Source organism: Frigoribacterium sp. CFBP 8766 (genome assembly GCF_014841435.1).
Taxonomy (GTDB): domain Bacteria; phylum Actinomycetota; class Actinomycetes; order Actinomycetales; family Microbacteriaceae; genus Frigoribacterium.
In genome coordinates, this window is sequence record NZ_JACYTX010000003.1 from 220,776 (window position 1) to 244,600 (window position 23,825).

At 74.8% G+C, this 23,825-nt stretch carries 22 protein-coding genes; 9 read left to right on the plus strand and 13 right to left on the minus strand.

What is annotated here, in order from left to right; all coding sequences use genetic code 11:
* The first annotated feature begins 5 nt into the window (after positions 1-5).
* The 4 genes from aztB (at position 6) to aztD (ending at position 4,879) form a co-directional block, all read left to right on the plus strand.
* Positions 6-1,010 (plus strand): zinc ABC transporter permease AztB, encoded by a 1,005-nt coding sequence (gene aztB, locus IFT90_RS12570; protein ID WP_192042544.1) that lies wholly within the window; start codon positions 6-8, stop codon positions 1,008-1,010.
* Positions 1,007-2,410, plus strand: coding sequence for an ABC transporter (locus IFT90_RS12575; RefSeq protein ID WP_192042545.1), 1,404 nt, complete (start codon positions 1,007-1,009; stop codon positions 2,408-2,410). Before aztB ends, IFT90_RS12575 begins: the two co-directional genes overlap by 4 nt.
* Before the next feature lie 236 nt (positions 2,411-2,646).
* Complete coding sequence (aztC, locus tag IFT90_RS12580; RefSeq protein ID WP_244644963.1) at positions 2,647-3,561, plus strand: zinc ABC transporter substrate-binding protein AztC; 915 nt, start codon at positions 2,647-2,649, stop codon at positions 3,559-3,561.
* A 43-nt stretch (positions 3,562-3,604) separates the two neighbouring features.
* The gene (gene aztD, locus IFT90_RS12585; protein WP_192042547.1) at positions 3,605-4,879 is read left to right on the plus strand and encodes a zinc metallochaperone AztD; all 1,275 of its coding nucleotides are present in this window, start codon (positions 3,605-3,607) and stop codon (positions 4,877-4,879) included.
* Positions 4,880-5,207: 328 nt separating this feature from the next.
* On the opposite strand, the gene IFT90_RS12590 is transcribed toward aztD, so the two are convergent.
* The 3 genes from IFT90_RS12590 to IFT90_RS12600 all read right to left on the minus strand — a co-directional run bounded on the left by IFT90_RS12590 (position 5,208) and on the right by IFT90_RS12600 (position 8,736).
* Positions 5,208-5,915: a hypothetical protein gene (locus IFT90_RS12590; RefSeq protein ID WP_192042548.1), complete on the minus strand. Its 708-nt coding sequence runs from the start codon at positions 5,913-5,915 to the stop codon at positions 5,208-5,210.
* A gap of 138 nt (positions 5,916-6,053) precedes the next feature.
* The gene (locus tag IFT90_RS12595) at positions 6,054-7,454 is read right to left on the minus strand and encodes an alpha-amylase family glycosyl hydrolase (RefSeq protein ID WP_192042549.1); all 1,401 of its coding nucleotides are present in this window, start codon (positions 7,452-7,454) and stop codon (positions 6,054-6,056) included.
* 97 nt (positions 7,455-7,551) lie between these two features.
* A complete protein-coding gene (locus tag IFT90_RS12600) occupies positions 7,552-8,736 on the minus strand; it encodes a glycosyl hydrolase family 18 protein (protein WP_192042550.1) in 1,185 nt (394 codons plus the stop codon).
* 112 nt (positions 8,737-8,848) lie between these two features.
* Here IFT90_RS12600 and IFT90_RS12605 point away from each other — a divergent pair, with 112 nt between their 5' ends.
* Positions 8,849-9,115: a hypothetical protein gene (locus IFT90_RS12605; protein ID WP_192042551.1), complete on the plus strand. Its 267-nt coding sequence runs from the start codon at positions 8,849-8,851 to the stop codon at positions 9,113-9,115.
* A gap of 115 nt (positions 9,116-9,230) precedes the next feature.
* Here IFT90_RS12605 and IFT90_RS12610 read toward each other — a convergent pair whose 3' ends face one another.
* Positions 9,231-9,683 (minus strand): VOC family protein, encoded by a 453-nt coding sequence (locus IFT90_RS12610; protein WP_192042552.1) that lies wholly within the window; start codon positions 9,681-9,683, stop codon positions 9,231-9,233.
* Positions 9,684-9,824: 141 nt separating this feature from the next.
* Between IFT90_RS12610 and IFT90_RS12615 the strand changes: the two genes are divergently transcribed.
* Complete coding sequence (locus IFT90_RS12615) at positions 9,825-11,057, plus strand: ATP-binding protein (RefSeq protein ID WP_192042553.1); 1,233 nt, start codon at positions 9,825-9,827, stop codon at positions 11,055-11,057.
* Between the two features lie 59 nt (positions 11,058-11,116).
* Here the strand turns inward: IFT90_RS12615 and IFT90_RS12620 are convergent, their stop codons facing one another.
* The 4 genes from IFT90_RS12620 to IFT90_RS12635 all read right to left on the minus strand — a co-directional run bounded on the left by IFT90_RS12620 (position 11,117) and on the right by IFT90_RS12635 (position 16,827).
* Entirely contained in the window at positions 11,117-11,833 is a 717-nt protein-coding gene (locus IFT90_RS12620; RefSeq protein WP_192042554.1) for a response regulator, read from the minus strand.
* Positions 11,830-13,353 carry a sensor histidine kinase gene (locus IFT90_RS17630; RefSeq protein WP_371812308.1) on the minus strand — a complete coding sequence of 508 codons (1,524 nt, stop codon included), beginning with the start codon at positions 13,351-13,353 and terminating at the stop codon, positions 11,830-11,832. Before IFT90_RS17630 ends, IFT90_RS12620 begins: the two co-directional genes overlap by 4 nt.
* Before the next feature lie 65 nt (positions 13,354-13,418).
* Positions 13,419-15,590 carry a serine hydrolase gene (locus IFT90_RS12630; RefSeq protein WP_192042556.1) on the minus strand — a complete coding sequence of 724 codons (2,172 nt, stop codon included), beginning with the start codon at positions 15,588-15,590 and terminating at the stop codon, positions 13,419-13,421.
* Between the two features lie 121 nt (positions 15,591-15,711).
* Positions 15,712-16,827: a zinc-binding alcohol dehydrogenase family protein gene (locus tag IFT90_RS12635; RefSeq protein ID WP_192042557.1), complete on the minus strand. Its 1,116-nt coding sequence runs from the start codon at positions 16,825-16,827 to the stop codon at positions 15,712-15,714.
* 148 nt (positions 16,828-16,975) lie between these two features.
* Here IFT90_RS12635 and IFT90_RS12640 point away from each other — a divergent pair, with 148 nt between their 5' ends.
* From IFT90_RS12640 to IFT90_RS12650, 3 genes are all read left to right on the plus strand, one after another.
* A complete protein-coding gene (locus IFT90_RS12640; protein WP_192042558.1) occupies positions 16,976-17,545 on the plus strand; it encodes a TetR/AcrR family transcriptional regulator in 570 nt (189 codons plus the stop codon).
* Between the two features lie 107 nt (positions 17,546-17,652).
* Positions 17,653-17,955: a hypothetical protein gene (locus IFT90_RS12645; RefSeq protein WP_192042559.1), complete on the plus strand. Its 303-nt coding sequence runs from the start codon at positions 17,653-17,655 to the stop codon at positions 17,953-17,955.
* Entirely contained in the window at positions 17,952-18,680 is a 729-nt protein-coding gene (locus IFT90_RS12650) for a hypothetical protein (protein ID WP_192042560.1), read from the plus strand. Before IFT90_RS12645 ends, IFT90_RS12650 begins: the two co-directional genes overlap by 4 nt.
* Here the strand turns inward: IFT90_RS12650 and IFT90_RS12655 are convergent.
* Genes IFT90_RS12655 through IFT90_RS12675 form a run of 5 tightly spaced genes read right to left on the minus strand, consistent with a single transcriptional unit; the run spans position 18,587 to position 23,825 of the window.
* Entirely contained in the window at positions 18,587-20,167 is a 1,581-nt protein-coding gene (locus IFT90_RS12655) for an AMP-binding protein (RefSeq protein ID WP_192042561.1), read from the minus strand. The genes IFT90_RS12650 and IFT90_RS12655 overlap by 94 nt on opposite strands.
* On the minus strand, positions 20,124-21,272 hold the full coding sequence (locus IFT90_RS12660) for an MSMEG_0565 family glycosyltransferase (RefSeq protein ID WP_192042562.1): 1,149 nt from the start codon (positions 21,270-21,272) through the stop codon (positions 20,124-20,126). Before IFT90_RS12660 ends, IFT90_RS12655 begins: the two co-directional genes overlap by 44 nt.
* A 31-nt stretch (positions 21,273-21,303) precedes the next feature.
* Positions 21,304-22,170 (minus strand): carbon-nitrogen hydrolase family protein, encoded by an 867-nt coding sequence (locus IFT90_RS12665; protein WP_192042563.1) that lies wholly within the window; start codon positions 22,168-22,170, stop codon positions 21,304-21,306.
* 9 nt (positions 22,171-22,179) lie between these two features.
* Positions 22,180-23,508, minus strand: coding sequence for an MSMEG_0569 family flavin-dependent oxidoreductase (locus IFT90_RS12670; RefSeq protein WP_371812309.1), 1,329 nt, complete (start codon positions 23,506-23,508; stop codon positions 22,180-22,182).
* The gene (locus IFT90_RS12675) at positions 23,505-23,825 is read right to left on the minus strand and encodes an MSMEG_0570 family nitrogen starvation response protein (protein WP_199861869.1); all 321 of its coding nucleotides are present in this window, start codon (positions 23,823-23,825) and stop codon (positions 23,505-23,507) included. Before IFT90_RS12675 ends, IFT90_RS12670 begins: the two co-directional genes overlap by 4 nt.

Below are 23,825 nucleotides of genomic sequence, written 5' to 3' on the forward strand. Positions count from 1 at the left end.
GCCTCGTGACCTTCCTCCTCGACCCGTTCAGCACGGCGTTCATGCTCAGGGCCCTCGTCGGCGGCGTGCTCGTCGCCGTGCTCTGCGGCGTCGTCGGCACGTGGGTCGTCGTCCGCGGCATGGCGTTCCTCGGCGAGGCCATGGCCCACGGGGTCCTGCCCGGCGTCGCCCTGGCCGCGCTCCTCGGGCTGCCCGCCGTGCTCGGCGCCGCCGTCAGCGCCGCCGTGATGACGGCCGGCGTCGGTCTCGTCACGCGACGCTCGCGGGTCTCTCCCGACACCGCCATCGGCCTGCTCTACGTCGCGATGCTCAGCGTGGGGGTCGTGATCGTCTCTCGCTCGCGCTCGTTCGCGACCGACCTCACGGCTGTGCTGTTCGGCGACGTGCTGGCCGTCGACCAGGGCGACCTCGTGTTCATCGCCGTCGCGGTCGTCATCGGGGTCGCCGTCACGGCCGCGTTCCACCGCCCGTTCGTGGCCCTCGCCTTCGACCCGCGGGTCGCGAGCACGTCCGGCCTCCGCCCGGGGCTGGCCCACGTCGTGCTGGTCGGGCTCGTCACGCTCGTGGTCGTCGCCTCCTACCAGGCGGTCGGCAGCCTCCTCGTCGTCGGCCTGCTGATCGCCCCGGCCGTGGCCGCGGCCCGATGGACCCGTCGCATCCCCACCACCATGGCCGCCGCCGCCCTCGTCGGCGCCCTGGCCGTGCTCGTCGGGCTGCTCGTCTCGTGGTACGCCTCGACGGCGGCGGGCGCGAGCATCGCCGCGTGCGCCGTGGCGCTGGCCGGGCTGTCGGCCGCGGCTCGTGCCGTGGTCGGGGACCGCGCCTCCTCGGCACCGACGCCTGGCGCGACCGCCGGAGCCGCGACCGCGCCCGCATCCGCGGCGACGGCACCCGCCCCCGCGACGACGGCGTCCGCGCTCGTCGCCTCCGTCGCCGCCCACCCCGCACCTGACCGCCCGACCCTCGACCTCGCGCCCCCGGCACGACAGGAAGCGACCCCGCACTCGTGACCAGAAGAACAGCCCTCCTCCCCGCCGCCCTCGTCACGCTGCTCGCCCTCGCGGCCTGCAGCCCCGGCACCGACTCCGCCGACGACGCCGGCACGGCCGGTGCCGACGAGACCGCCGTCCCGCACGGGTACGTCGAGGGAGCCCGCGAGCTCCAGGAGCCGCAGCTCCGCCTCGTCGCCCTCGACGGCGACGTGCTGAGCGCCCTCGACCCTGCCTCGGGCGAGATCGTCGAGCTGGCGTCCGGGGGCTCGCTCGGCGACGCCTCCTCGCTCACGACCGACGGCCGCCACCTGTTCGCGGCGACCCCGGACGGGCGGCTCACCGTCGTCGACGGCGGCGCCTGGACGGTGCCGCACGGCGACCACTCGCACTACTACCTCGCGGATCCCCGGGTCGTCGCCGAGCCCGACGACCTGGCCGACCTCGGCGTCGAGACCGGCACCGGCGTCGAGACCGGGAACGGCTCCGGCTCCGCTGCGGCCGGCGCGTCCGAGGGCAGTGCACAGGAGGTGCGGGCTGCCTCCAGCGCCTCCGTCACCGCCGCGTCCTGGTCGGCCACCGGCACGGGGCTCGTGCTCGACGGCGACGCCCTGGCCGACGGCGAGCTCGACGCGGTCGGGCGGATCGAGGGGACGCCGCACGACGGCGTGCTCGTGCCGCTCGGCGACCAGCTGATCGCGAGCGTCGTCAGCGACGCGGCCGACGCGTCCGACACGTCCTTGTCCGGGTCCGCCGACGCGTCCGGGCCGGCCGCGCCCGTGCGCGCCGACACGGTCGTCGTCACGACCGCCGAGGGCGAGCCCGTCGACGGCCTCGAGGAGCCCTGCCCTGCCCTCCGAGGCTCGGCCGCGACCCGCGTCGGGGTGGTCGTCGGCTGTGCCGACGGCGCCGTGCTCGCCACCGCCGACAGCGCCGGCGACGTGACGCTCGAGCGCATCCCGTACCCGGCCGGAACGGCCGCGTCGGACGTGGCCGCCTCGTTCCAGGCACGTCCAGGACGCCCGGCCGTCGCCTCCGTCGCCGGCACCCGCGGGGCCTGGCTGCTCGACACGCGGGCCCGCACCTGGACGCTGATCGAGACCCCGGAGCCGCTGCTGCGCGCCACGGCCGTCGGCGACTCCGACGACACGGTCGTGGCGGTCGACACCTCCGGACGCGTCGTGGTGCTCTCGCCCGAGGGCGTCCTCGCGCAGACCGAGCCGCTCGTCGCGGCCGACCTCGTCGCGGGAGCCGACGGCCCCGAGCTGCCCGCGGGCGTCGTGCTCGAGGTCGACGCGTCGCGCAGCTACCTCAACTCGCCGTCGGCGGGAGTCGTGCACGAGATCGACCACGCCGACTCCGCTCGCGTCGCCCGCACGCTGCCGCTGCCCGGCCGCCTGGTCGTGGAGACGGGCCGATGAGCCGCGCGCGCCTCCGCGCCGGCTCCGCCGCCGCCGCACCCGCGCCCGCCGTCCTCCCACACCCCGGAGTGGACGGAACACCCCGTCGTTCCGGGGTGCATTGTCCACTCGGGGGTGTCAGAGCATCGCGACCCGCGCGACTCGCACGGTCAGGGCGACCCGCACGACTCGCGCGATCAGGGCGACCCGCACGAGCAGCAGCAGCAACTGCATCAGCCGCCGCCGCCCTGGCCGTGCTGCTCGTCACGAGCGGCTGCTCGGCCCTCGCCGACGGCGGCCCGGGTGGCCCCGGCGGCACAGGCGGCGCAGCCGCCGGCACCCCGCGCATCGTCGTCACGACGAACATCCTCGGCGACGTCGTCGGCGAGCTGATCGGCGACCAGGCCGACGTCGTCACGCTGATGCCCCCGGGGGCCGACCCGCACAGCGTCGAGATCTCCGCCCGCGAGGCCGCCGACCTCCGCGACGCCGACCTGGTCGTCTCGAACGGCCTCGGCCTCGAGGAGGGCCTGCGGCAGCACGTCGACTCCGCCGCCGCGGCGGGCGTGCCCGTCGTCGAGGCCGGCGACCTGATCGAGCCCCTGGCCTACGCCGAGGGAGACGCCGAGGGCGAGCTCGACCCGCACTTCTGGACCGACCCGCAGCGGATGCTCGACGTCGTCGACGGGCTCGAGCGCGAGCTGTCGACGCAGGTCGACGGCCTCGACGCCGGTGCGCTCGAGTCGGCCGCCGCCTCCTACCGGGGACAGCTCGAGCAGCTCGACGCCGACCTCGCGGCGAGCTTCGGCGCGATCCCGGCCGAGCGCCGTGCGCTCGTCACGAACCACCACGTCTTCGGCTACCTCGCCGAGCGGTACGGGTTCCGCGTCGTCGGGGCGGTGCTGCCGAGCGGAACGACGCTGGCGGCGCCGAGCGCGTCCGACCTCGCCGGGCTCACCGACGCGATCGAGGAGGCGGGGGTCGGCACGATCTTCGCCGACGCCTCCCAGCCGGACCGCCTCGTGCAGGTCCTCGCCGACGAGGCCGACGTCGAGGTCGACGTCGTCGCCCTGCACACCGAGTCGCTCAGCGCCCCCGGCGGGGGAGCCGAGACCTACCTCGAGATGATGCGCTCGAACGAGCAGCTCATCGCGACCGGCCTGTCGCCCTGACCGGCCCGCACCACCCCCATCACCGAACACGGAAACGGATCACATGACCCCGCGACACCAGATCTCCCGACACCAGACCAGGGCCCTCGCCGGCCTCGCGCTCGCCGCCTCGGCCGCCCTCGCCCTCACGGCGTGCAGCGGCACGGGCCAAGGAGGTGCGGGAGGCGACGCCGCGACCGGCGCGGCCTCCGAGACGGGCGCGACCACCGCCTCCTCGGCGCAGCCCCGCATCGCGGCCACCTACGACGGCGGGGTGCTCGTGCTCGACGCGACCACCCTCGAGACCGTCGCCGACATCGAGCTGGCGGGCTTCAACAGGGTCAACCCGGCCGGCGACGGACGGCACGTCCTCGTCTCGACCGAGGAGGGGTTCCAGGTGCTCGACACCGGGGCCTGGACCGCCGACGGGACGTCGTACACCGCAGAGCCCGAGCTCACCGACCTCGTGTTCGAGGCGCCGACGCCCGGCCACGTCGTGCGCCACGGCGACAAGACCGTCCTGTTCTCGGACGGGACCGGCGACACCACCGTCTTCGACACCGCCGACCTGCTCGACGTCTCGTCGACCGGGGAGCTGCCCGCGACCGAGACGATCTCGTCGCCCGAGGCCCACCACGGCGTCTCGATCGAGCTCGAGGACGGCACGTTGCTCACCACGATCGGCGACTCCGAGTCGCGGGTCGGCGTGCGCGCGCTCGACGCCGCCGGCGAGGAGACCGCGCGCAGCGAGGAGTGCCCCTCCGTGCACGGCGAGGGCACCACGGCCGACGAGGTCGCGGTGTTCGGCTGCAGCGACGGCGTGCTGCTGTACGACGACGGCGCGTTCACGAAGATCACCGCAGCGGACGAGTACGGCCGCACCGGCAACGCCTACGTCACCGACTCGTCGTCCGTCATGCTCGGGGACTACAACAGCGACCCCGACTCCGAGGGCTACGAGCTGACGCAGCTCACCGCGGTCGACACCGCCGCGGCCACCTCGCAGGTGCTCGACCTGCCCGCCGGCGTGGCGTACACCTGGAAGGGCGTCGGCCGCACCGCCGACGACGACGCGCTCGTGCTCGGCACCGACGGAGCGCTGCACGTGCTCGACGTCGCCGCCGGGACGTTCGGGGCCTCGTACCCCGTGATCCAGGCGTGGGAGGGGCCCGCCGAGTGGCAGGACTCGCACCCGAGCCTCTCGGTCGTCGGCGACACCGCGTACGTGACCGACCCGGCGTCGGGCTCGATCCACGCGGTCGACGTCGCCACCGGCGAGGTCACGGCCACGGGCGACCTCGGCGTCGCGGCCAACGAGATCGCAGTCGTCACCGGCTAGCCCGGGCCCTCCCCATTCAGGAAGATGTGTCCTGAGTCGCGCAACGGGGGGAGCGGGAGTCCTGATTCGTGCACCGTTCAGGAGGCGCGGGTCCGCACCTCCTGAACGGTGACAGTGCCGAGCTGGTCCCGTCTCCGTCCCGTCGCCGGGCGACGAGACGACAGAGAAGGTCCTTTCCCAGAAGGGAAAGGACCTTTTTTGACGGTTCACGAGCGAACGGAGGGAGAACCCCGCCCCACGCCGGAGCGTGGAGCGGGGCCCCACCGGGAACACCGGCCCACGTGCAGGGTCGGGGCCGGTGTCGTCGTCACTCGGGTGAGGGCGGACCCTACTCGGTGGCGACGGTGATCTTCGCGACGCCGACGAGCATCTCGTCCTGGACGGCGTCGGTGTTGAAGGTCTGGTTCAGCAGGGCGGCGGCGTCGGGGCTGATGTGGACGGTGGTGCCCTCGAGGACGGCGTTGGTGCCCTCCATCTGGAGGGGCTTCAGGGTGCCGCCGTAGAGGTTGAAGAGGTAGGCGTCCTCGGCTGCGACAGCGCCGTTGGCGGTGACGGTGCCGTAGAGCTTGCTCTCGCCCGGGTCGATGCGGAAGTCGCTGAGCTCGACGACGGTGCCGTCGGCAGCGGTCAGGCTGAGGCCGGAGCCGTCGTGGTCGATCTCGCCCTGGACGTAGGGGCGCACGTCGGAGGAGGGGTCGTAGTAGTCGACGTTGCCGCCGGTGATGGGGAAGGAGAAGGTGCCCGTGGTGGCGTCGAAGCCGGCGGTGCCGACGACTCCGGGGGTGAGGCCGAGGCTGGTGAGGGCCTCGACGAAGGACGCGTCGACGGCGACCTGGGTGTCGACGCCCTTGCTGAGGTCAGGCAGCGACGCGACGGGCTCGGTCGACGCAGCCGACGACGACGACGACGGGGCGGCCGACGACGACGAGGTCGAGCCGGCGTCGGTGGAGGAGCAGGCGGCGAGGCTGAAGATGAGGGCGCCGGAGGCGACGGTGCCGAAGGCGGACTTGGTGATGGTCTTGCGTGAGATGTTCACGATGGTTCTCCTTGTCTGTGGTTCCCGGTGGGGAGTTGACAGGGGTTCGCCACCCTCGCGCAGATGGATGGGTACGCATCGACTTCGTTATCGCGCCGTTACTTTCCGGGACCGCCCACCGGTCGAGCGCTGGTCCGTCTAGCGGCGGGGTGCGACCACGGCCCAGCCGTGCGCGCCGACGACCAGCACGTCGCCGTCGAGGCCGGCGTAACGTCCCGCGACCCAGCCGTCGGCGGCGGGCGCCGGGTCCGCGACGCGGAGGGGCTCGTCGCCGAGGTTGAGCGCGACGAGCAGCAGCTCGTCCCCACCGTCGGCCCCGGCCCCGCGCACCTCGAGCACGAGCGTCTCGTTCGTCACCGAGACCGTGCGCGTGCGCGCCCCGTGCAGCCACGGGTGACGCCGACGGACGCCGACCATCTCCTGGTGGAGGGCCAGGACGGCCGGGTCGGCATCGGCCACGAGCGACACGGCGTCGTGGCCCGACCAGCGGGGGAACGCGGGACGGATCGCGTCGTCGCCGCCGACCCGCTCCTCCTTGACGGCCCGCAGCCCGAGCTCGTCGCCGTAGTAGACGGACGGCACGCCGCCCAGGGTGAACAGCAGCACGACGGCGTGCGCGTGGTGCCGCTCGTCGTCGATCTGGCTGGCGATGCGGGTGACATCGTGGTTGCCGACGAACGTCAGCGGCGCGAACTCGTCGAGGAACTCGTCGTGCCGCGTGAGGGCCCAGGCGAGCTCGTGCAGGTTGACGTCCTGGATGCCGTGCCAGGTGCCCTGCCAGAGCTCGTACTGGGTGACGCTGTCGAGGCCTCCGTCGCGGACGGCCGCCGCGTAGTCGCCGTGCAGCACCTCGCCGACCACCCAGACGTCGGGGTGGCTCTCGCGCAGGGGAGGCAGCACCTCGGCCCAGAACGACGACGGCACCGAGTAGGCGGCGTCGAGGCGCCAGGCGTCGGCGCCGCGGTCGGCCCAGTGCACGAGCACGTCGGCGACGGTGCGGACCACCTCAGGCGACGAATGGTCGAGTGCGATCAGCCCGCCGTGCCCCTCGAAGGTCGCCAGCTCGCCGTGCTCGTCGCGACGGAACAGCGCGGCGGCCGGCGAGGACGAGTCGGCCCGCGCCTCCTGCAGGGCCGGGAACTCGGGGCCGACGTGGTTGAAGACGCCGTCGAGCATCACCCGCACGCCCGCGGCGTGGGCGGCGTCGATCAGCGTCGCGAGGTCGTCGTCGGTGCCGAGCCGCGGATCGACGCGGAACCAGTCGATCGTGTCGTACCCGTGGGTCGACGACGCGAAGACGGGGCCGAGCGCGAGCCCGTTCGCGCCGAGCGCGAGCAGGTGGTCGAGCCACGGCACGAGGTCGAGGAGGCGCGGCTGCGGCGAGCGGTCCGCCCCGGTCGTGTCGGCCCCGCCGAACCCGAGCGGGTAGACGTGCCACCAGATGACGTGCTCGGTCCAGGCGCGCTCGGGGGCGGTCGGGGTGCGGACGTCGCTGGTGCTGTCGGCGCTGCCGTCGGTGGCCGGGGTGCTGTGCTGCATGCGGGCCACGGTAGCGGCGGGCGCGCGGGCCGGTCCGCCCGCACGTCGTCACGCGCGCTGCGCGGCTGCGCCTGCGCGGTCCGAGGGCGGTCGCGGGTCAGTCCGCGTCGATCTCGACCGGGTCGCTGAGGTCGAGCGACCAGACGGCGACGCCGGCGAGGCCCAGCCCGCGGGCGAGCTGGACGCGCGTGTCGAGCGAGCGCGAGTCCGACCACCAGAGCACCGCGCCGTCGGCGAGGGTCGCGGTCTGCTCCGCGGCCGTGGAGTCCCAGCGGGCGCTGCCGCCGGCGTCCCCGACGCGGTCGCGCGCCTCCTCGTCGGACACCTGCCCGGCGGGCTCGTCGCCGCCCCAGCGGTAGCCGTACCCCGCGACGCCGAGCACGACCTGGTCGGTCGGCGCGAGCGCGGTGAGGGCGGCGAGCGAGTCGATCGTCCAGCCGAGGGAGCCGACGGGGCCCGGGGCGTCGGGCTCCCACGGGCCGTGCTGGTCGTAGGCCATGAGCGTGAGGTGGTCGAGCGACGCCGCCAGCGCCGGCACGTCGTAGCCGAGGTCGCCGTAGCCCTCGACCGTCGTCGAGGCCTGCAGCGCGACGTCCAGACGCACGTCGGGGCCGACGGCCGCGCGCAGCTCCGAGGCGAAGGCGGTCAGCCCGGCGGAGTCGCCGGCCGTGAGGCCCTCGAGGTCGACCATGAGCGAGTCCCAGCCGCCCGTCGACACGCGCGAGGCCAGGTCGGCCGCGACGGCGGACCGGTTCGCCGGGCTCGAGAGCAGCGCGCTCGCGACCGGCTCGCTGAAGTCGCCGATCCGCTCGTCGTAGTTGCTCACGAGCAGCTGCGCCTGCAGCCCCCTGGCGTGGGCCGCGTCCCGCTGGGCCTCGGCGTCGAGCGACGGGCTGCTCACGCTCGCCCCGTCGGCGGCCACGAGCACGCCGTCGACCCCGACCACGTCGAGGGAGGCGGCGCTCGCGTCGACGAGGTCGGGGTCGGAGCCCTCGAGCACGAAGCCCGTGACGTCGAGGCCGGGGGCCGTGACGGCGTCGGCGGGGGCGGCGTCGGCAGGGACGGCGTCAGCGGGGGCGGCGTCGTCCGACGCCACGGCGTCGTCGAGCGTCGCCCCGGACGAGGAGGCGGCCGGCGCGTCCGGCGACGAGGCGCGAGTGGTCGACGTGCACCCGCTCAGCGCCAGGGCGAGCAGGGCCAGGGCCGCGACGGGGGCGACGGCAACGACGGGACGCGACCCGCCCGCGCGGACGGAGCGGGAGCGGCCGGACGTCGGTGTCATGGACGGATCGTACGACGACTCGCGACCGATGCGAACTCCCGCCGCCGCAGGGTGACGCGTCGACGCCCCGGCGTCCTGGCGCGGGAGGCACGACTCGTTCGTCGACATCGCCATGGTCGACTCCGCGACCGCCGCCTCCTACCCGGGCTGGCTGGCCGACCCGGCGGCCGCGCAGACCGAGCAGCGCTCCGGCGACGTGTACGACTGCACGGACCGTCTCGGCGGGACCGTCTGCCAGTTCACCCGCACCGAGGAGCAGTACGGGACGGACTCCACGCAGACCGTGCTCGTCCGCGACGACGTCGTCGTCACGGTGCGCCAGTCGAACTACCCCACGGACGACCTGCTCGGCGCGATCGTCACCCGCATCTGGGGCTGACGCCCGACCTCGCGCTCGTGCTCGTGCGCGGTGCCGGGAACGAAGTGAGGCTGCGGGGGAGTGGGAAGCTGCGGGACACCCCGGACGCGTCACATCGCTTTCACCTCAGGGCAGATCAGACGCGGCCGCCGGGGCGGGCGGCGGCGAGCTCGAGGTTCACGTCGTCGGGGTCCTGCAGCGAGAGGACTTCGAGGCCGAACGCGGGCAGGTCGGTGACCTCGCCGTGCTCGATCCCCGCTGCCTCGAGCCGCTCGGCCGCGGCGTGCAGCTCGTCGACGGAGCCGACCCGGAGGCTCAGGTGGTCGAGCCCGACCCGGTCGGGGTCGAAGCGGTCGCCGGCCGGGGCGACGGGGCGCAGCCCGAGCGTCTGGCCGCCGAAGGTGAACGAGCAGCCTCCGTAGGTGCGCTGCGGGTCGTCGTGGATCGTCGGGTCGTCGATCTGGTCGCTGAAGTCGCTGCCCGGCGGCATGCCGAAGAGCTGCTCGTAGAAGGCCTTGCTGCGGCGGATGTCCGTGACGGTGAGGCGCACGTGCGAGAAGCCGAGGGGGGTGACGATGGCGTCGTTCATGGGGCCATCATCGGCCGCCGTGCCCGGACCGGCCCGGGCCGTGCGGGGATCGGCCACACGGTCGGTCCCGCCTTGCTGCACGTTCCTCAGGGCCACGATAAATTTATCAACGGCGGCCGCACCCGTGATAAATTTATGGCCATGCGATCTCCCCTCACCAACCCGTTCCAGCCGGGGTCCGACGTCGTGCCCGACGTCTGGGCGGGACGGATCGAGCAGCTCAGCGACTGGCACGACGTGCTGCGTCCGCGCCGACATGCCGGGCTGTACGAGACGGGTCGCACGATCCTCGGCGAGCCGGGGACGGGCAAGTCGAGCCTGGTCCGACGCATCGCGAGGGACGCTGCGGAGGCCGGCGACTGGGTGACTCCGCAGGTGAGGATGCCCAGCGGAGCCGACCCCTTGAAGCTGGTCGCCTCCGCCGTGCTGCGGCTCGCCGACAAGGCGGGGCTCGCCGGCTCGACCCGTAAGGGCGTGCTCGATCTGCTCGCCCGCGTGGAACAGGTCGCCGTGACGGGCTTCTCGGTCGCTGTGCGCGGGGCAGAGGGGCCCGAGCCGTCGACCGCGCTCTTCGAGCTGCTGGTCGAGCTCGGCCAGGCTGCGATCAGGCAGGACGCCGTGGTGCTCATCCACATCGACGAAGTGCAGAACATCACCGACGAGGCGGCCCTCTCGCAGCTGCTCATCGCTCTCGGGGACGCTCTGTCCCACGAGGTCGACGTCGACCTCCCCGGTGGAGTGTCCGTCTCGAGGTACCTCCCGATCGCCGTGTACCTCACCGGGCTTCCCGACTTCGAGGACATGGCCGGGGCGCGGAAGGGCGCGACCTTCGCCAGGCGGTTCCGGACCGTCACCCTCGCCGCCCTCGACGAGGGGGACCTGCTGGAGGCGCTCCAGCCCTTCGTGATGGCGGGGTGGGAGACCGCGGACGGTGACGGGGGCGTCGGGACCGTGAGGATGAGCCCCGAGGCCGCGAGGGCCGTCGTCGCCCTCTGCTGCGGGGAGCCCTTCCTCTTCCAGCTCGCGGGTCAGAGGGCGTGGAACGCCGGTACGTCACCGGTCGTGTCCGAGGGCGACGTCGTCGAGGGGTGGCGCGGCGCCGAGGGAGAGGCGTCGGCGCACGTCGAGCGCGTGCTCGGCCGTCTCCCCGACCGCGAGCACGAGTTCGTGACCGCGATGGCCGCGCTGGCTCCGAGCGAGCGGACGCTGACGCGGATCGCCGAGGCGATGGGCATGGTCTCGGCGACCCAGATCGGAGCTGTCTCCCGCCGACTCGACACGGTCAGGGGCATCGTCGACCGAGGCAAGCCGTACACGTTCCGCAACCGGGCCGTCGAGGCTTACCTGACGACCGACTGGCCTCGCGTCGGTTGACGAGGCACAGCTGGGCCTGACCCCCGGATGCGCAGCCTGTCGCCAGGGCAGGCGACCGCTCAGCGCAGCAGCCCCGAGCGCCAGGCCCAGACGACGGTCTGCAGCCGGTCGCGCGTGTCGAGCTTCGTCATCACCCGGGTCAGGTGCGACTTGACCGTGCTCGTCTCGATCACGAGGCGTGCACCGATCTCGTCGTTCGACAGGCCCTCGCCCAGCAGCCGGACGATCTCCTGCTCGCGCGGCGTCAGCACGTCGACCGAGACCCCCGTCGAGGAGGCGGCCCGCCGTCGCGTGAACTCCGCGATGACCCGGCGGGTGGTCGCGCCGTCGATCGCGGCGCGCCCCGACGCCAGTGCACGGACGGCGGCGACGAACTCGTCGGGCTCCGCGTCCTTGAGGACGAACCCGCTGGCGCCCGCCTCGAGGGCGCCGAAGACGTACTCGTCGAGGTCGAAGGTCGTCGCGACGAGCACGGCGGGGCCGCGGCGGGCGTCGCCGGGCTCTGCCTGCGGGTCGCCGGGCAGCGCGACCGAGGACGCCTGCGGGTCGCCGCCCGGGGCCGCGCCCGTGATCGACCGCGTTGCCTCGATGCCGTCGCCGCCGGGCATCCGGACGTCCATCACGACGACGTCGGGCCGGGTGCGCCGCACGACCTCGACGCCCTCGCGGCCGCCGGAGGCCTCGCCGACGACCTCGATCCCTCCCGCGGTCTCGAGCACGATGCGGAACCCGGCCCGCACGATCGACTGGTCGTCGACGAGCACGACCCGGATCACGCGCCGGTCCCGTCGGCGGACTCGGCGTCGTCGGCGGCGCCGGGCTCCCTCTCGACGGGCAGCTCGAGACGCACGCGCCAGGTGCGGGCGCCGGCCGCGTCGGCCCCGCCTGTCGCAGCGGCCCTGGCGTCCGCGTCTCCGTCTCCTCGACCGCCGACCGCTCGCGTCTCGGCCGACCCCGTCTCGACCGGCCCCGTCTGCGCCGGACCCGTCTGCCTCGGGCCCGTCCCGACGACTCCCGCCTCGAGCAGCCCGCCGACGAGGGCCGCGCGCTCGCGCATCCCGACCAGCCCGTACCCTGCCGGAGCAGAGCTCGCGGGCCCCCGGGGCACCGCGTTCTCGACCACGACGACGAGCCGCCCCTGCCGCACCGTCGTGGTGAGCTGGACGCTGGCACCGGGGGCGTGCCTTCGGGCGTTGGCCAGCGCCTCCTGCACGGTGCGGTAGGCCGTGACGTCGGCGAGAGGCGCGAGCGTGGGCAGCTCGCCCTCGACGCGCTCGTCGACGACGGTGCCCGCCGCACGGGCCGCGGCGACGAGCCCGCCGACGTCGCGCAGCCCGGGCACCGGAGCGGTGCCGGTGGCGTCGTCGCCGGTCTCGCGCAGGATCCCCACGATCGACCGCAGCGAGTCGAGCGTCTCGCGTCCCTGCGACCGGACGCTGCGGAGCGACTCCTTCGCGCGCTCCGGGTCGACGTCGACGAGGCGCTCGGCGGCGCCCGCCTGCACGACGAGGCCGGTGAGGTGGTGCGCCGCGATGTCGTGCAGCTCGCGGGCCATGCGGGTGCGCTCCGCGGCGACGGCCGACCGGGTCAGCGTCTCGTGGTGCTCGACCGACTCGACGGCCCGAGCCCGGCTGTCGCTGTCGTGCCGGCGACGGAGCGCCACCCACGAGCCGACGGAGGCGCTGATCCCGTTCACGAGGACGGCCGTCGCGACCAGCGCGAGCGCCTCGACGGACGCCCCCACGGGGCTGAGGCCGGGCAGGGCCCCGAGGCCCTGCTTCACCAGACCAGCCGCCCCGACGGCCGCACCGGCCGACGCGATGCCGACCGCGACGAGCAGCCAGCCGACCGCGGCGCGCGTCGTCAGCAGGGTGCCGACCGTGTACGCGGCGACGACGGGCGCGGCGGTCCACACCGCGAGGCCGCTGGGCAGCACGGTCAGCAGACCAGCCTGGACGATGCTGATCGCCAGCAGCGTCGCGACCGGCGATCGTCGTCGGAACGCCAACGGGAGGCACTGCGCGACGGCCAGCACGAGCACGGCCGTGGTCTGGGCGGCAGGGATGCTGCGGAAGGCGCCGTAGAACTCGCCCATGCCGACGAGCGTGCCCAGCATGGCGACCGTCACGAGCGTCCACACCGCGGCCAGGGCGACGTCCCGCCCGAACGGCGTCCGCACCCCGACCCGGGCGAGCAGCCGGCGGGCGGCCGCGAAGCCCGGCCCCGTGCCCTCGTGCCGTGCCGCGCCGACGAGGCCGGCGACGGCTGCGGAGCGGGGGGAGGAGGAGGTGGTCACGTCCCGAGCATGCCAGGTGCCGTCGACCTCGTGGTCGCGGGGCGCACCTCCCTGTGGGAGGCGCATCAGAAGCTCACGCTCGGGGAGAGGAGACGCCACGTGACCGCGAACACGGCCAGCACGACGAGCGCCACGACGACGAGCACCCGTCCGGTCACCGAGGCCCAGCCCCGTCGCTCGCGCACGGCCTGCACGGCGGCGACGGCGGCGGGCACGATCGCGACGACGCCCACCAGCTGCAGCGCCTGCACGACGCGGATCGACCCTGCCGAGACGTCGACGAACGACATGGCCTGCCCGGCCACGACCGCCCAGCCGACGAGGGCGAGCAGCGTCGCGACCTGGCCGATGCGCGACAGCAGCAGAGCGCGGCGGCGACGTCCGGCCTCGGGACGGCGTGCGGCGACGAGGTCGCGGCGTCCGGTGCGGCGGCCGAGCCCGACGAGCGCGGCGGTCGGCCACGCGACCACCGAGACGAGCAGCACCGCGACGGCGGCGATCACCGACGGCAGCGCCGTCGACGCGACCTGCCAGGGCTGCGCCCGCAGCATCGTGAAGGAGGCGCCCCACGAGATCGCCTGGACGGTCGCGTCGGCGTCGTCCGAGTCGCCGTCGGTCCGCGTCGCGAGCAGGGAGTCGCCGCCCACCTCGCGCCACAGGTGCTCGTCGACCAGCTCGTACACGCCGGTCGTGGTGGCGAGCGGCTTCGGGGTGACCGCGATCGTGCCGTCCGAGCGGGGGACGATCGTCGTCTGGCCGCTCAGGGCGAGCAGCGCGCCCGGGTTCGTGACCGGCGAGCGGGAGGAGGTGAAGGTGCCGGCCATCGCGGCGGCCGCGGCGGCGCTGTCGAGCTGGCCCGCGCCTCCTACGGTCTCGTCGGTCGTCAGCGACGACCCTGCCGCCGACGCGTCGTCAGAGGGGGAGGCGTCGCGCAGGTACCGGTCGGCGAAGCCCTGCAGCAGCGTCGTGCGGAGGTCGAGCGTCGCGGTCGGGGTGCGTCCCGAGGCGTTGAACGACACGAAGATGCCCGCGTCGGACTCGGGGAACATCCGCATCGCGCTGTGGAACACCTGCGTGTCGCCGTCGTGCCCGAAGGCCGGGACGCCGGGGGTGCTGTCGTCGAAGAAGCCGAGGTCCATGCGCTGGCCGACGGCGAGGGTGCCGAGCTGGCCGGCCCCGAGCGCGGGGCGGTGCATCTCGTCGAGGGTCGCGGGCTCGAGCAGGGACTGCTCGGCGGGCAGGTCGCCCAGGTGCGCGAGCATGAAGCGCGCCATGTCGGAGGCGGTGGCCGACATCGCGCCGGCGGGTGCCGCGTTCACGACCTCGGTCGGCACGGACGGCGCCGAGTCGTTCGGGTAGCCCTTCGCGAGCCGGGCGTCGAGGTCGGCGGGCAGGGGCTGTGCGAACGACGACGAGGTCATCCCTGCACGGTCGAGGACCTGCTCCTGCACCAGCTCGGCGAACGGCTTCCCGCTCACCCGCTCGGCGACGTAGCCGGCCAGCGTGGCGCCGTAGTTCGAGTACGCAGGAGTCGTGCCGGGCTCGTAGACCTGCGCCGGGGGAGCGTCCGTCACCGCCTCGCGCAGCGTCTTCTCGCTGCCGGGGGTGCCGATCAGGCCGGCGATGACCTCCTCGAAGCCCGCGGTGTGGGTCAGCAGGTGGCGCAGCGTGATCGCGCCCTTCGGGGTGTCGAGGTCGAAGTCGAGGTACTGCTGCACGTCGGCGTCGAGGTCGAGCTTCCCCTGCTCGACGAGCTGCATGATCGCGGTCGCCGAGACGACCTTCGAGACGGAGCCGATGCGGAACAGGGTGTCGTCGGGGTCGACCGGGCGGGCCGGGTCGCCGTCCGTGCCGGTGTCGGCCAGGCCGTAGCCGCGGGCGGTGAGCACCTGGCCGTCCGAGACGACGGAGACCGTCGCCCCGGGGATGCCCGTCGTCTGCAGCGCCGAGCCGAGCGCGCCGTCGAGCCAGGCGTCGACGTCGCCCTTCGTGAGCTCGCCCCCGCCGGGCTGGTGCTGAGGGGCCGCCGGAGGCGCGGGCTCGGCGGCGGGGGAGGTCGCGCCGGCCGCGGTGCCGGTGGCGGTGCCGGCCGCGGTGGACGGGTCGGACGCGCCGGCCGAGCAGGCGGCGAGCGGGACGGCGAGGGCGACGACGGCCGCGGCGGCGGCGAGTCGGGGCAGGAGGCGGCGGGCGCGGAGGCCCGTCCGCGGCGGGGTGGGGAGGGGTGTCGATGTCATGCCTCCACGCTCGCCGGTCGGGCGCCGTGCCACAGGGGGCAGAGGTCGGGACCTCGCCTGCGACCTGAGTCGCAGGCGGCTCCCCACCTCCCGCCGCCGCCGGGGCCTGCGACAGCGGCCGCTACAGCCGCACCACGAGTTTGCGTGCCGACACCCCCGCGCGCAGCCGGTCGAGGGCGACCTGCACCGACTCGAGCCCCTCGCCGACGACCTCGGGAGCAGGTGCGCAGACGTGGCGTCCCTCCGCGAGCGCCGACGGGAGGTGGTCGCGCCAGAGGGCGGGCCCGACCTCGTTCGTCATGAGGGTGCTGCCCCAGACGTACCGGGCCCTGATCCCGTGTCGCCGCGCCCGCACCTGCAGGGCGACGTTGCCGGCGGCGAGGCGGGTCATCGTCCGGACGAACGCCGCGCCGAACCGTGCCCCGCGCGGCAGCGAGCCGAACGAGACGGAGGGGCTGGCGAGCGCGACGCGCGTCGCGCCCGTCGCGATCGCGACCTCGACGGACGGCTCGGCCGACCCCGTGCCCACCGCGAGCACGCCGGCGACGTCGGCCCCGCCGATGCCCGCGACCAGCTCGGCGACCGCGCCGGGGCTGCGATAGTCGACGACCACCTCCGCGCCCAGGCGGCGCATCGCGTCGTGGTTGCGAGGTGAGGCGGTGGTCGCGACGCGGTGACCGGCCGCGACGGCGAGCTGGATGGCGTTGCTGCCCACGCTCGTCGCTCCTCCCCAGACCACGACCGTGCGTCCGGTGGGCGTCGGGGCGGAGGACGGGAGCGGGAGCGCGAGGTGGTCCTGCTGGAAGAGGGCGGTCGCGGCGGTCGAGATGCCCAGGGGCAGGACCACCGCCTCCTCGTGCGCGAGGCCGTCGGGCAGCGGGGCCGCGAGGTCCTCGCGCACGACGGTGAAGTGTTGGAAGCCGCCCTCGGCCTCGTGGCGGCGGCCGCGCTCCATGCCGACGGCGTAGGCGACGACCCGGTCGCCCACGCGGAACCGGTCGGCCCCGGCGCCGACGGCGACCACCTCGCCCGAGACGTCCTCGCCGAGCACGACGGGCCAGGGCAGCCAGCGATACATCAGGTTCCCGGTCCACTGCTTGACGTCGTCGAGAGGGTTGACGGCGACGGCCCTGTTGCGCACGAGCAGCTCGCCAGGGCCCGGCTCGGGCACGGGGGCGGGACCGACGACGAGGTCGGCGCCGGGAGCAGGGAGTCGAGCGGCGGCGTTGGTCGTCATGAGGGTCCTCCTGGACTGTGGTGCAGGTGTGGCGGGGAGCCGGGCGGCGGAGCGGCGACGAGCGCGGTGGGGCGGTGCGCAGGTGATGACATGCCGTGTCGTCACCTTACGCCTGATGGCACGAGATGTCATCAGCTACCCTGGCCCGATGGCACGCTGGGCACCCGACGCAGCACTCCGGCTCGAGGAGGCGGCGATGAGCCTGTTCGCCGAGCGCGGCTTCGCGTCGACCACCGTTCCGCAGATCGCGGAGCGGGCAGGCCTGACCACCCGCACGTTCTTCCGTCACTTCGCCGACAAACGCGACGTGCTGTTCCTCCGCCAGCGCGAGTTCCCCGAGGTCGTCTCGCGACTCGTCGCCGCTGCGCCCGACGGCCTCGGCCCGCTCGACCTCGCGATGCACGGTGTCGAGGTCGTCGCCGCCGGTGACCTGCAGCGCTGGCGCCCCGAGGTCGCCGCACGACGTGCCGTCGTCCGCTCCGAGCCACAGCTGCGTGAGCGCGAGCTGCTCAGGGCTGCCGCGCTCGCCGACGCGATCGCGGAGGCGCTGGTCGAGACGGGCGTGCCGGGCGCCGACGCGTCCCTGGTCGCGCGCACCGCCTCCGTCCTCTTCGAGTCGTCGCTCGAGGACTGGATCGCGGGGCCCGACGACGTGCTGCTCGTCGACGTGGTGCGCGCCGCCCGGCGCCGCCTCGACCGGCTGGTCGTCGGCGGCTGACTGCCGCCCACCCGCCGGCTCGCGACAGGGCCGCTTGTCCGGCCCTGCACGGCCCTGCACGGCCCTGCTCGGCCTTACTCGGCCTTGCTCGGCCCTAGTCTCGGCTCATGACGAGGACTCGACGACCCGGCCGCCGCCTCCTCGGGACGGCCGTCGCGCTCGCCGCGGCGGGCGTGCTGCTGTTCGGGCTCGCGTCGCTCGTGGTCTGGGCGGGCGATCTCACGGCCGGCAGCCCGGCCGTCTACAGCACGGCTCCCGCGACGGACTGGTCCACCGTCCGGCTGCTCGCCGGCAACGTCCTCACGATCACCGCGGGCGGGCTGCTCGCGGCGGCTCTCGTGGTCGGCGTGGTCGGCGGCGTGACTGCGCTGCGCCGCCGGGGCACCACGTCCGACGGCAGCCGGGCGTGACCGGCGCCGCGGACGGGGACGCCCAGGGCGCCTCCGGCGAGGGCACCTCGAGCGAGAGCGCCTCCGGCGAGGGCACCTCGAGCGAGAGCACCTCCGGCGAGGGCGCCTCGGACAAAGCCGACGCGCCCCTCGCCTCCGGCTGGGTGCGGATCGGCGAGCGCAGCTGGTGGTCGTCGTGGGCCGGGTACAGCGCCGTGTTCGTCGTCACGATGATCGTCTACTTCGGCGCGCAGGCCGGCCGGTTCTTCGACGGCCTCGTGCCGTTCCCGAGCAACCTGCTGCTCGGAGCCGTGCTGATCGCGGCCCTGATGTGGGTCGCCACCGCGGCGCGGAACGCGATCTACCCGCAGCCCTGGGTGAACCTCGACACCGACCAGCTGCGCGCCGGCACCCGCCGCACCGTCGCGCTCGCCGACGTCGACCGCGCTCTCGTGCCGCTCGACCCGGCCCTGCGGTCGGACGTGCTCGTGCTCCGCCTGACCGCGAAGGAGGCGCGGGTCGAGATCATCCTGCGCGACCGGCGGGGCCCCCGCCTCGACGGCACCTCCACCCGGGTGCTCGCGGAGGCGCTGCGCCGCACCGGCGTCGCGATGCCGACCTCGTCGAACGATCCGACGGGCCGCTTCGGCCGCTACAACTTCCCCGGGCACGTCGGACTCGACGACGCGATCGCGCTCGTCGAGCACCCGCCCGCTCCCGGAGCGCCGCTGCCTGCCTCCTGGTGAGCGCGCGCGGCCCACGCGCGGCGGCTGGTCTTGCCGGCGTCGTCGCGCACGGGCTCGTCCACGAGCCACAGCGCAGCCGGACGTCGCTCGGGGTCGAGCCGCTGCCGCGCCCACGCGAGGAGCTCCTCCGCCGTGACGCCCGCGGCCGCACCCGCGACGTCCACCACGGCCTCGATCCGCTGGCCGAGGTCGTCGTCGGCGACGCCGAACGCGACCGCGCCGCGCACGGCGGGGTGCGCCTCCAGCACCCGCTCCACCTCGGTCGGGTGCACGTTGACGCCGCCGCGCAGCACGACGTCGTCGACCCGGTCGACCAGGTGCAGGTACCCGTCGGGGTCGAGGCGGCCGAGGTCGCCGAGGGTGTCCCAGCCGTCGTCGGTCCGGGCCGAGCGGCCGCCGAGGTACCGGTACGTCGGGCCTCCTGCGCGCCGCAGCCACACCTGCCCGACCGTGCCCTCCGGCAGGTCGTCGCCGTCGGCCGTGCGGACGGCGACGCTCGTCCCGCCGCCCGGCCGCCCCACGCTGCCGGGGTGCTCGAGCCACTCGTCGCCGCGGATCGTCAGCACGCCGTTCGACTCGCTGCCGGCGTACACCTCGACGACGCGCTCGGCACCGACCCAGGCCATGAACCGGCGCTTCAGGTCCGGCGGACAGGGCGCGCCGAGGTGCAGCACGGTCTGGAGCGACGACAGGTCGGCGGCGGCGCGCTCCTCGTCGGGCAGGCGCAGCAGCCGGTGCATCATCGTCGGCACGACCAGCGCCCAGGTCACCCGGTGCGACGCGATCGCCCGCAGCATCCGTCGCTCGTCGAAGCGCGGCAGCAGCACGAGCTCGTGCCCGGTCAGCAGCCCGCGGAACGCGTACGTGAACGTCGCCGAGTGCGTCAGCGGCCCGGCCACGAGCTGCACCTGGTCGCGGGGCAGGAACGACGCGACGGCCGCCGACGGGTCGAGCAGCGCGGGCGCGGCGGCCAGCACGACCTTGGGCCGTCCGGTCGACCCCGACGAGGTCGGCGCCTTCCAGCTCGACGCCCACGCGTCCGGCAGAGGAGGCGCGTCACCGGCCACCGGGGGAGGCACCCAGCCCGCAGGCACCCACGGCACGCCCCCGGCACCCCCGGCACCAGCGGCACGCCCGGCACCACCACCCGCACCCGCCGACGGCACCCCCACCACCAGCGCCGGCCGCACCAGCGCCTCCAGCTCGGCTCGCTCCGCGGCGTCGAGCCCGAGCGAGATCGGCTGCGGCGTCGCCCCGCACCTCCAGATCGCGGCGCAGACGACGATCATCTCGACGGTGTTCGGCAGGGCCACGGTCACCAGCGAGTCGTGGCCGACGCCGAGGTCGAGGTAGGCGCGGGCGAGGACCGAGGAGGCGCGGTCCAGCTGCGAGGCCGTCAGCGTCCCGGCGTCGTCGCGTGCCACCACGCGGTCGGGGTCCGCCTCAGCGAGCCCCGTGACGATGCGCGAGATCGACTGCCGCGCCATGGTCGCCCTCCCTGCCGACGGCCTCGTAGAACTGCTCGTGGAGCAGGGCGACGTCGTCCCAGGAGTGCGACCCCGCGAGGTCGCGGCCGGGACCGGCTGCGGGGCCTGACCCGTCGAGGGCGGCGACCAGCGCCTCCTCGATCGACCCGGGATCGGCCGCGTAGGCGACGGTCGGGCCGAAGACCTCGCGCAGCACCGGCAGGTCGCGGGCGACGACGGGCACGCCGGCGGCGAGGGCCTCCATCGCGGCGAGGCCGAAGCCCTCCTTGGTCGAGACGAAGGCGAGGGCGCCGGCGGCGGCCACGAGCGAGGGCAGGTCGTCGTCGTCGACCACGCCGAGCACGACGGGGTCGAGGCCGAGCTCGGCGATGCGGGCGTCGACCCTGGCGCGGTACTCGCGGTAGTCGAACAGGGTCTCGCCGCCGCCGAAGACGAGGCGCACGTCGGGTCGGCGGCGCCGGAGCAGCGCGAACGCCTCGACCAGGTCGAGGCTGCCCTTGCGGGGCTCGATGCCGCCGAGCGCCAGCACGTACTCGCCGAGCCGGTCGCGCCAGCGTGCCCGGTCGCCGTCGCCCGAGGGTCCGGCCGCCGCGGCGAAGCGGGCCGAGTCGACGCCGTTCGGGATCACGGTCGGCGTCAGCCCCCAGCCGCGCTCGACGTCGGCGGCGACGGCGGCCGACACGCAGATCCGGGCGAGCGGGCGGCGGACCGCGTCGTCGTGGCAGCGCACGAGCTCGGGCGTCGTGAACTCGTCGAGGTGGTGGATCGTCCGGAGGCACGGGCCGACCGCGTTGGCCGAGATGCAGTCCTGGGCGTGCACGACGTCGTACCGCTCGTGCTCGCGGGCCTCCGCGAACGCGGCCCCCATCGTCTCGATCGACCGAGCGATGCGGTCGCCGACCGACTCGTCGTCGCGCGCCTCGAAGGGCACCACGCGGATGCGCACGGCCGGGTCGACACGGCGGAAGAACGCCTGGTCGCCGCCGCGGCCGAGGGTCCACACCGTGACCTCGTGGCCTCGCCGGGCCAGCGCCTCCGACAGGGCCAGGGCGTGCACGACGCCGCCCCGCGGCTTCGTCGAGTACGTGACCTGCGCGACCCGCATCAGCGCGCCGCCCGCATCGGTATCGCCAGCATCATCGCAGGCCGTTGTCGTAGGCCGACGGCACGCGCTGCCGCAGGTGGTCCATCGTGCGGCGGGCCCTGGCGGCGTCGGCGGCGACGTCGGCCGTCGCGACGGCCAGGCCGCCCTTGGCCCAGGTCTTCGCGACGATCTCGCCGGCCGGGTCGACGACCTTCGCCTGCCCGAGGAACCTCAGCCCGCCGAGCACCCCCGTCTGGTTCGACGAGACGAGCCAGAGCTGGTTCTCGGCGGCCCGTGCGCAGTCGTAGAGGTCGAAGAGGTGCGCCTGGCGGTCGTTCCGGAGGCGGTCCGACCTCTCCGTGACGCTGGCCGGCCAGGCGCTCAGGCAGACGAGCAGCTCGGCGTCCGCGAGCGCCAGCGTGCGCGACGACTCGGGGAACGTCTTGTCGAAGTCGATCATCATTCCGAGGCGGCCGACGGGGGTGTCGACCGGGACGAACCCGGTGCCGGCCCGGTACACCTCCGACTCGCCGAGCGGCAGGTGCACCTTGCGGTGCGAGCCGAGCACGCGGCCGCCCTGGACGCAGACGGCGCTGTTGTAGCGGACGTCCTCACCCCCCTCGAGGGCACGCTCGGTGACGCCGAAGCAGACCGTCATGTCGGCGGCGAGATCGGCGACGGCCTGCACCTCGGGCCCGTCGATCTCGACCGCCGGCGGCAGCAGCGAGTCGGGACCCGAGGAGGCGCCCCCCGGGTGCACGAGGTCGAGCAGGTACCCGCCCACGGTCGCGTCGGGCAGCACGAGCAGGTCGACGCCGCGGGCGCGCGCCTGCTCGACCATGCCGGGGAGCTTCGCGAGCGTCCGCCCGACGTCGCGGCCGAAGTGCGCGGCGACGGCCCCCATCGTGATCTCGGCCATGGCGTCAGGCTAGCCCGCCGCCACGGCCTCCTCCGCGAGCACCGACTCGTCAGCCCGGCCGGCCCGGCCGGCCCGACCGGCCCGCGCCGCGATGCTCTCGGCGACGTGAGCGGCGTCGCGGGCGATCGCCTCGAAACGACCCGACCCCCAGGTGTGCAGCCACGGCAGCCCGAGGAAGTGCAGGCCCGGCGCGGTGGTGCTGCCGCGCTGGTGCGTCGGGACGCCGCCTCCGTCGAAGACCCCGACATGCACCCACGACCAGTCCGCCCGGAACCCGGCCGACCAGACGACGCTCGTGATGCCAGCCTCGCGCAGGTCGAGTCGCGTCACCTCGGTCTCGGGTCGCCAGACCGGCACGTAGCGCGGCTCGACGGGCGCGTCGACGCCGGTGCGCTCGATGTGGCGGTCGATGTCGGACTTGATCGACTCCATCACCGAGTCCGCGTGGTCGAGCGACGCCTCAGTCGTCGGGCTGAAGGTGAGGGCGGTGCCCTCGGCGCCGGTCAGCCGGCCGTAGAGCCGCATGCCCTCGAGCGCGAAGGCGCGGAGGTCGATGTCGCGCCCGCCGCCCCGCCCGGTCATGTAGTGGTTCGTCGACTCGCGCTTGGTGAGGCCGCCGACCTGCGCCTGAACCGGGATGTCGTAGACGCCCATGTCGCTCAGCCACGCGATGCAGTCGCGGCCGCGGTAGAAGCGGGCGCACCGGGGCGCGGAGCCGAGCGCGAGGTGCACCTGGCGCCCGGCGAGGTGCAGGTCCTCGGCGATCTGGGCGCCCGACTGGCCCGAACCGACGACGAGCACGCCGCCCTCGGGCAGCGCCTGCGGCGAGCGGTAGTCGGCGGAGTGCACCTGCACGACGTCGTCGGACACCCCCGCGGCGACGGCCGGCAGCACCGGGCGGTGGTAGCCGCCGGTGGCCAGCACGACCTGGTCGGCGAGGATCGTGCCCTGGTCGGTGACGACCTCGAACCCGCCCGCCGCCGCCTCCCGCAGCCGGGTGACGAGCACGCCCTCCACGACGGGGGCGTCGAAGGAGGCGGCGTACCGACGGATCCACGCGTGCACCTCGTCGCGGCCCATGAAGCCGTCGGGGTCGTCGCCGTCGTAGGCGAAGCCCGGCAGCACGCACTGCCAGTTCGGGGTCACGAGCGTGAAGGCGTCCCAGCGACGGTCGATCCAGTCGTGCGCGATCGTGTCGCGCTCGAGGACGACGTGGTCGACGCCCTGGCGCGTCAGGTGCCAGCTGATCGAGAGGCCGGCCTGGCCGCCGCCGACGATGGCGACCTCGACGCGCGTGCCGTCGACGACGCGGCGCGGGGAGGTCACGAGCGCGGTCACGACGACGCTCCTGCAGGAGGCGCGGGCGCGGTCGCCGGGGCAGGCAGCGGCGGGTGCATCTCGAGCACCCGCACCGCGCCTCCTTCGTGCGTCGCCGCGATCGTGGTGATCTCGGCCTGCTGCTGCATCGCGGAGGTGCAGGCGAAGCCGTAGGCCGCGGCGACGCGCTCGCTCGCGATGCGGAGAGCGGTCGTCGAGCGCTCGACGAAGTCGGCGAGCGGGTACTCGGCTCCGGCGGTGAGCCAGTCGTGCACCACGAGGCTCGGCGAGTAGCAGGCGGTCTCGGAGCCGTCGGGCCAGCGCACCTGGAACGTCAT

Bases quoted from the DNA above. Each gene is read 5' to 3' on its own strand.
- aztD (WP_192042547.1), top strand. From the start codon at position 3,605: ATGACCCCGCGACACCAGATCTCCCGACACCAGACCAGGGCCCTCGCC.
- IFT90_RS12595 (WP_192042549.1), bottom strand. From the start codon at position 7,454: ATGCAGCACAGCACCCCGGCCACCGACGGCAGCGCCGACAGCACCAGC.
- IFT90_RS12600 (WP_192042550.1), bottom strand. From the start codon at position 8,736: ATGACACCGACGTCCGGCCGCTCCCGCTCCGTCCGCGCGGGCGGGTCG.
- IFT90_RS12605 (WP_192042551.1), top strand. From the start codon at position 8,849: ATGGTCGACTCCGCGACCGCCGCCTCCTACCCGGGCTGGCTGGCCGAC.
- IFT90_RS12610 (WP_192042552.1), bottom strand. From the start codon at position 9,683: ATGAACGACGCCATCGTCACCCCCCTCGGCTTCTCGCACGTGCGCCTC.
- IFT90_RS12615 (WP_192042553.1), top strand. From the start codon at position 9,825: ATGCGATCTCCCCTCACCAACCCGTTCCAGCCGGGGTCCGACGTCGTG.
- IFT90_RS12630 (WP_192042556.1), bottom strand. From the start codon at position 15,590: ATGACATCGACACCCCTCCCCACCCCGCCGCGGACGGGCCTCCGCGCC.
- IFT90_RS12635 (WP_192042557.1), bottom strand. From the start codon at position 16,827: ATGACGACCAACGCCGCCGCTCGACTCCCTGCTCCCGGCGCCGACCTC.
- IFT90_RS12640 (WP_192042558.1), top strand. From the start codon at position 16,976: ATGGCACGCTGGGCACCCGACGCAGCACTCCGGCTCGAGGAGGCGGCG.
- IFT90_RS12645 (WP_192042559.1), top strand. From the start codon at position 17,653: ATGACGAGGACTCGACGACCCGGCCGCCGCCTCCTCGGGACGGCCGTC.
- IFT90_RS12655 (WP_192042561.1), bottom strand. From the start codon at position 20,167: ATGGCGCGGCAGTCGATCTCGCGCATCGTCACGGGGCTCGCTGAGGCG.
- IFT90_RS12660 (WP_192042562.1), bottom strand. From the start codon at position 21,272: ATGCGGGTCGCGCAGGTCACGTACTCGACGAAGCCGCGGGGCGGCGTC.
- IFT90_RS12665 (WP_192042563.1), bottom strand. From the start codon at position 22,170: ATGGCCGAGATCACGATGGGGGCCGTCGCCGCGCACTTCGGCCGCGAC.
- IFT90_RS12675 (WP_199861869.1), bottom strand. From the start codon at position 23,825: ATGACGTTCCAGGTGCGCTGGCCCGACGGCTCCGAGACCGCCTGCTAC.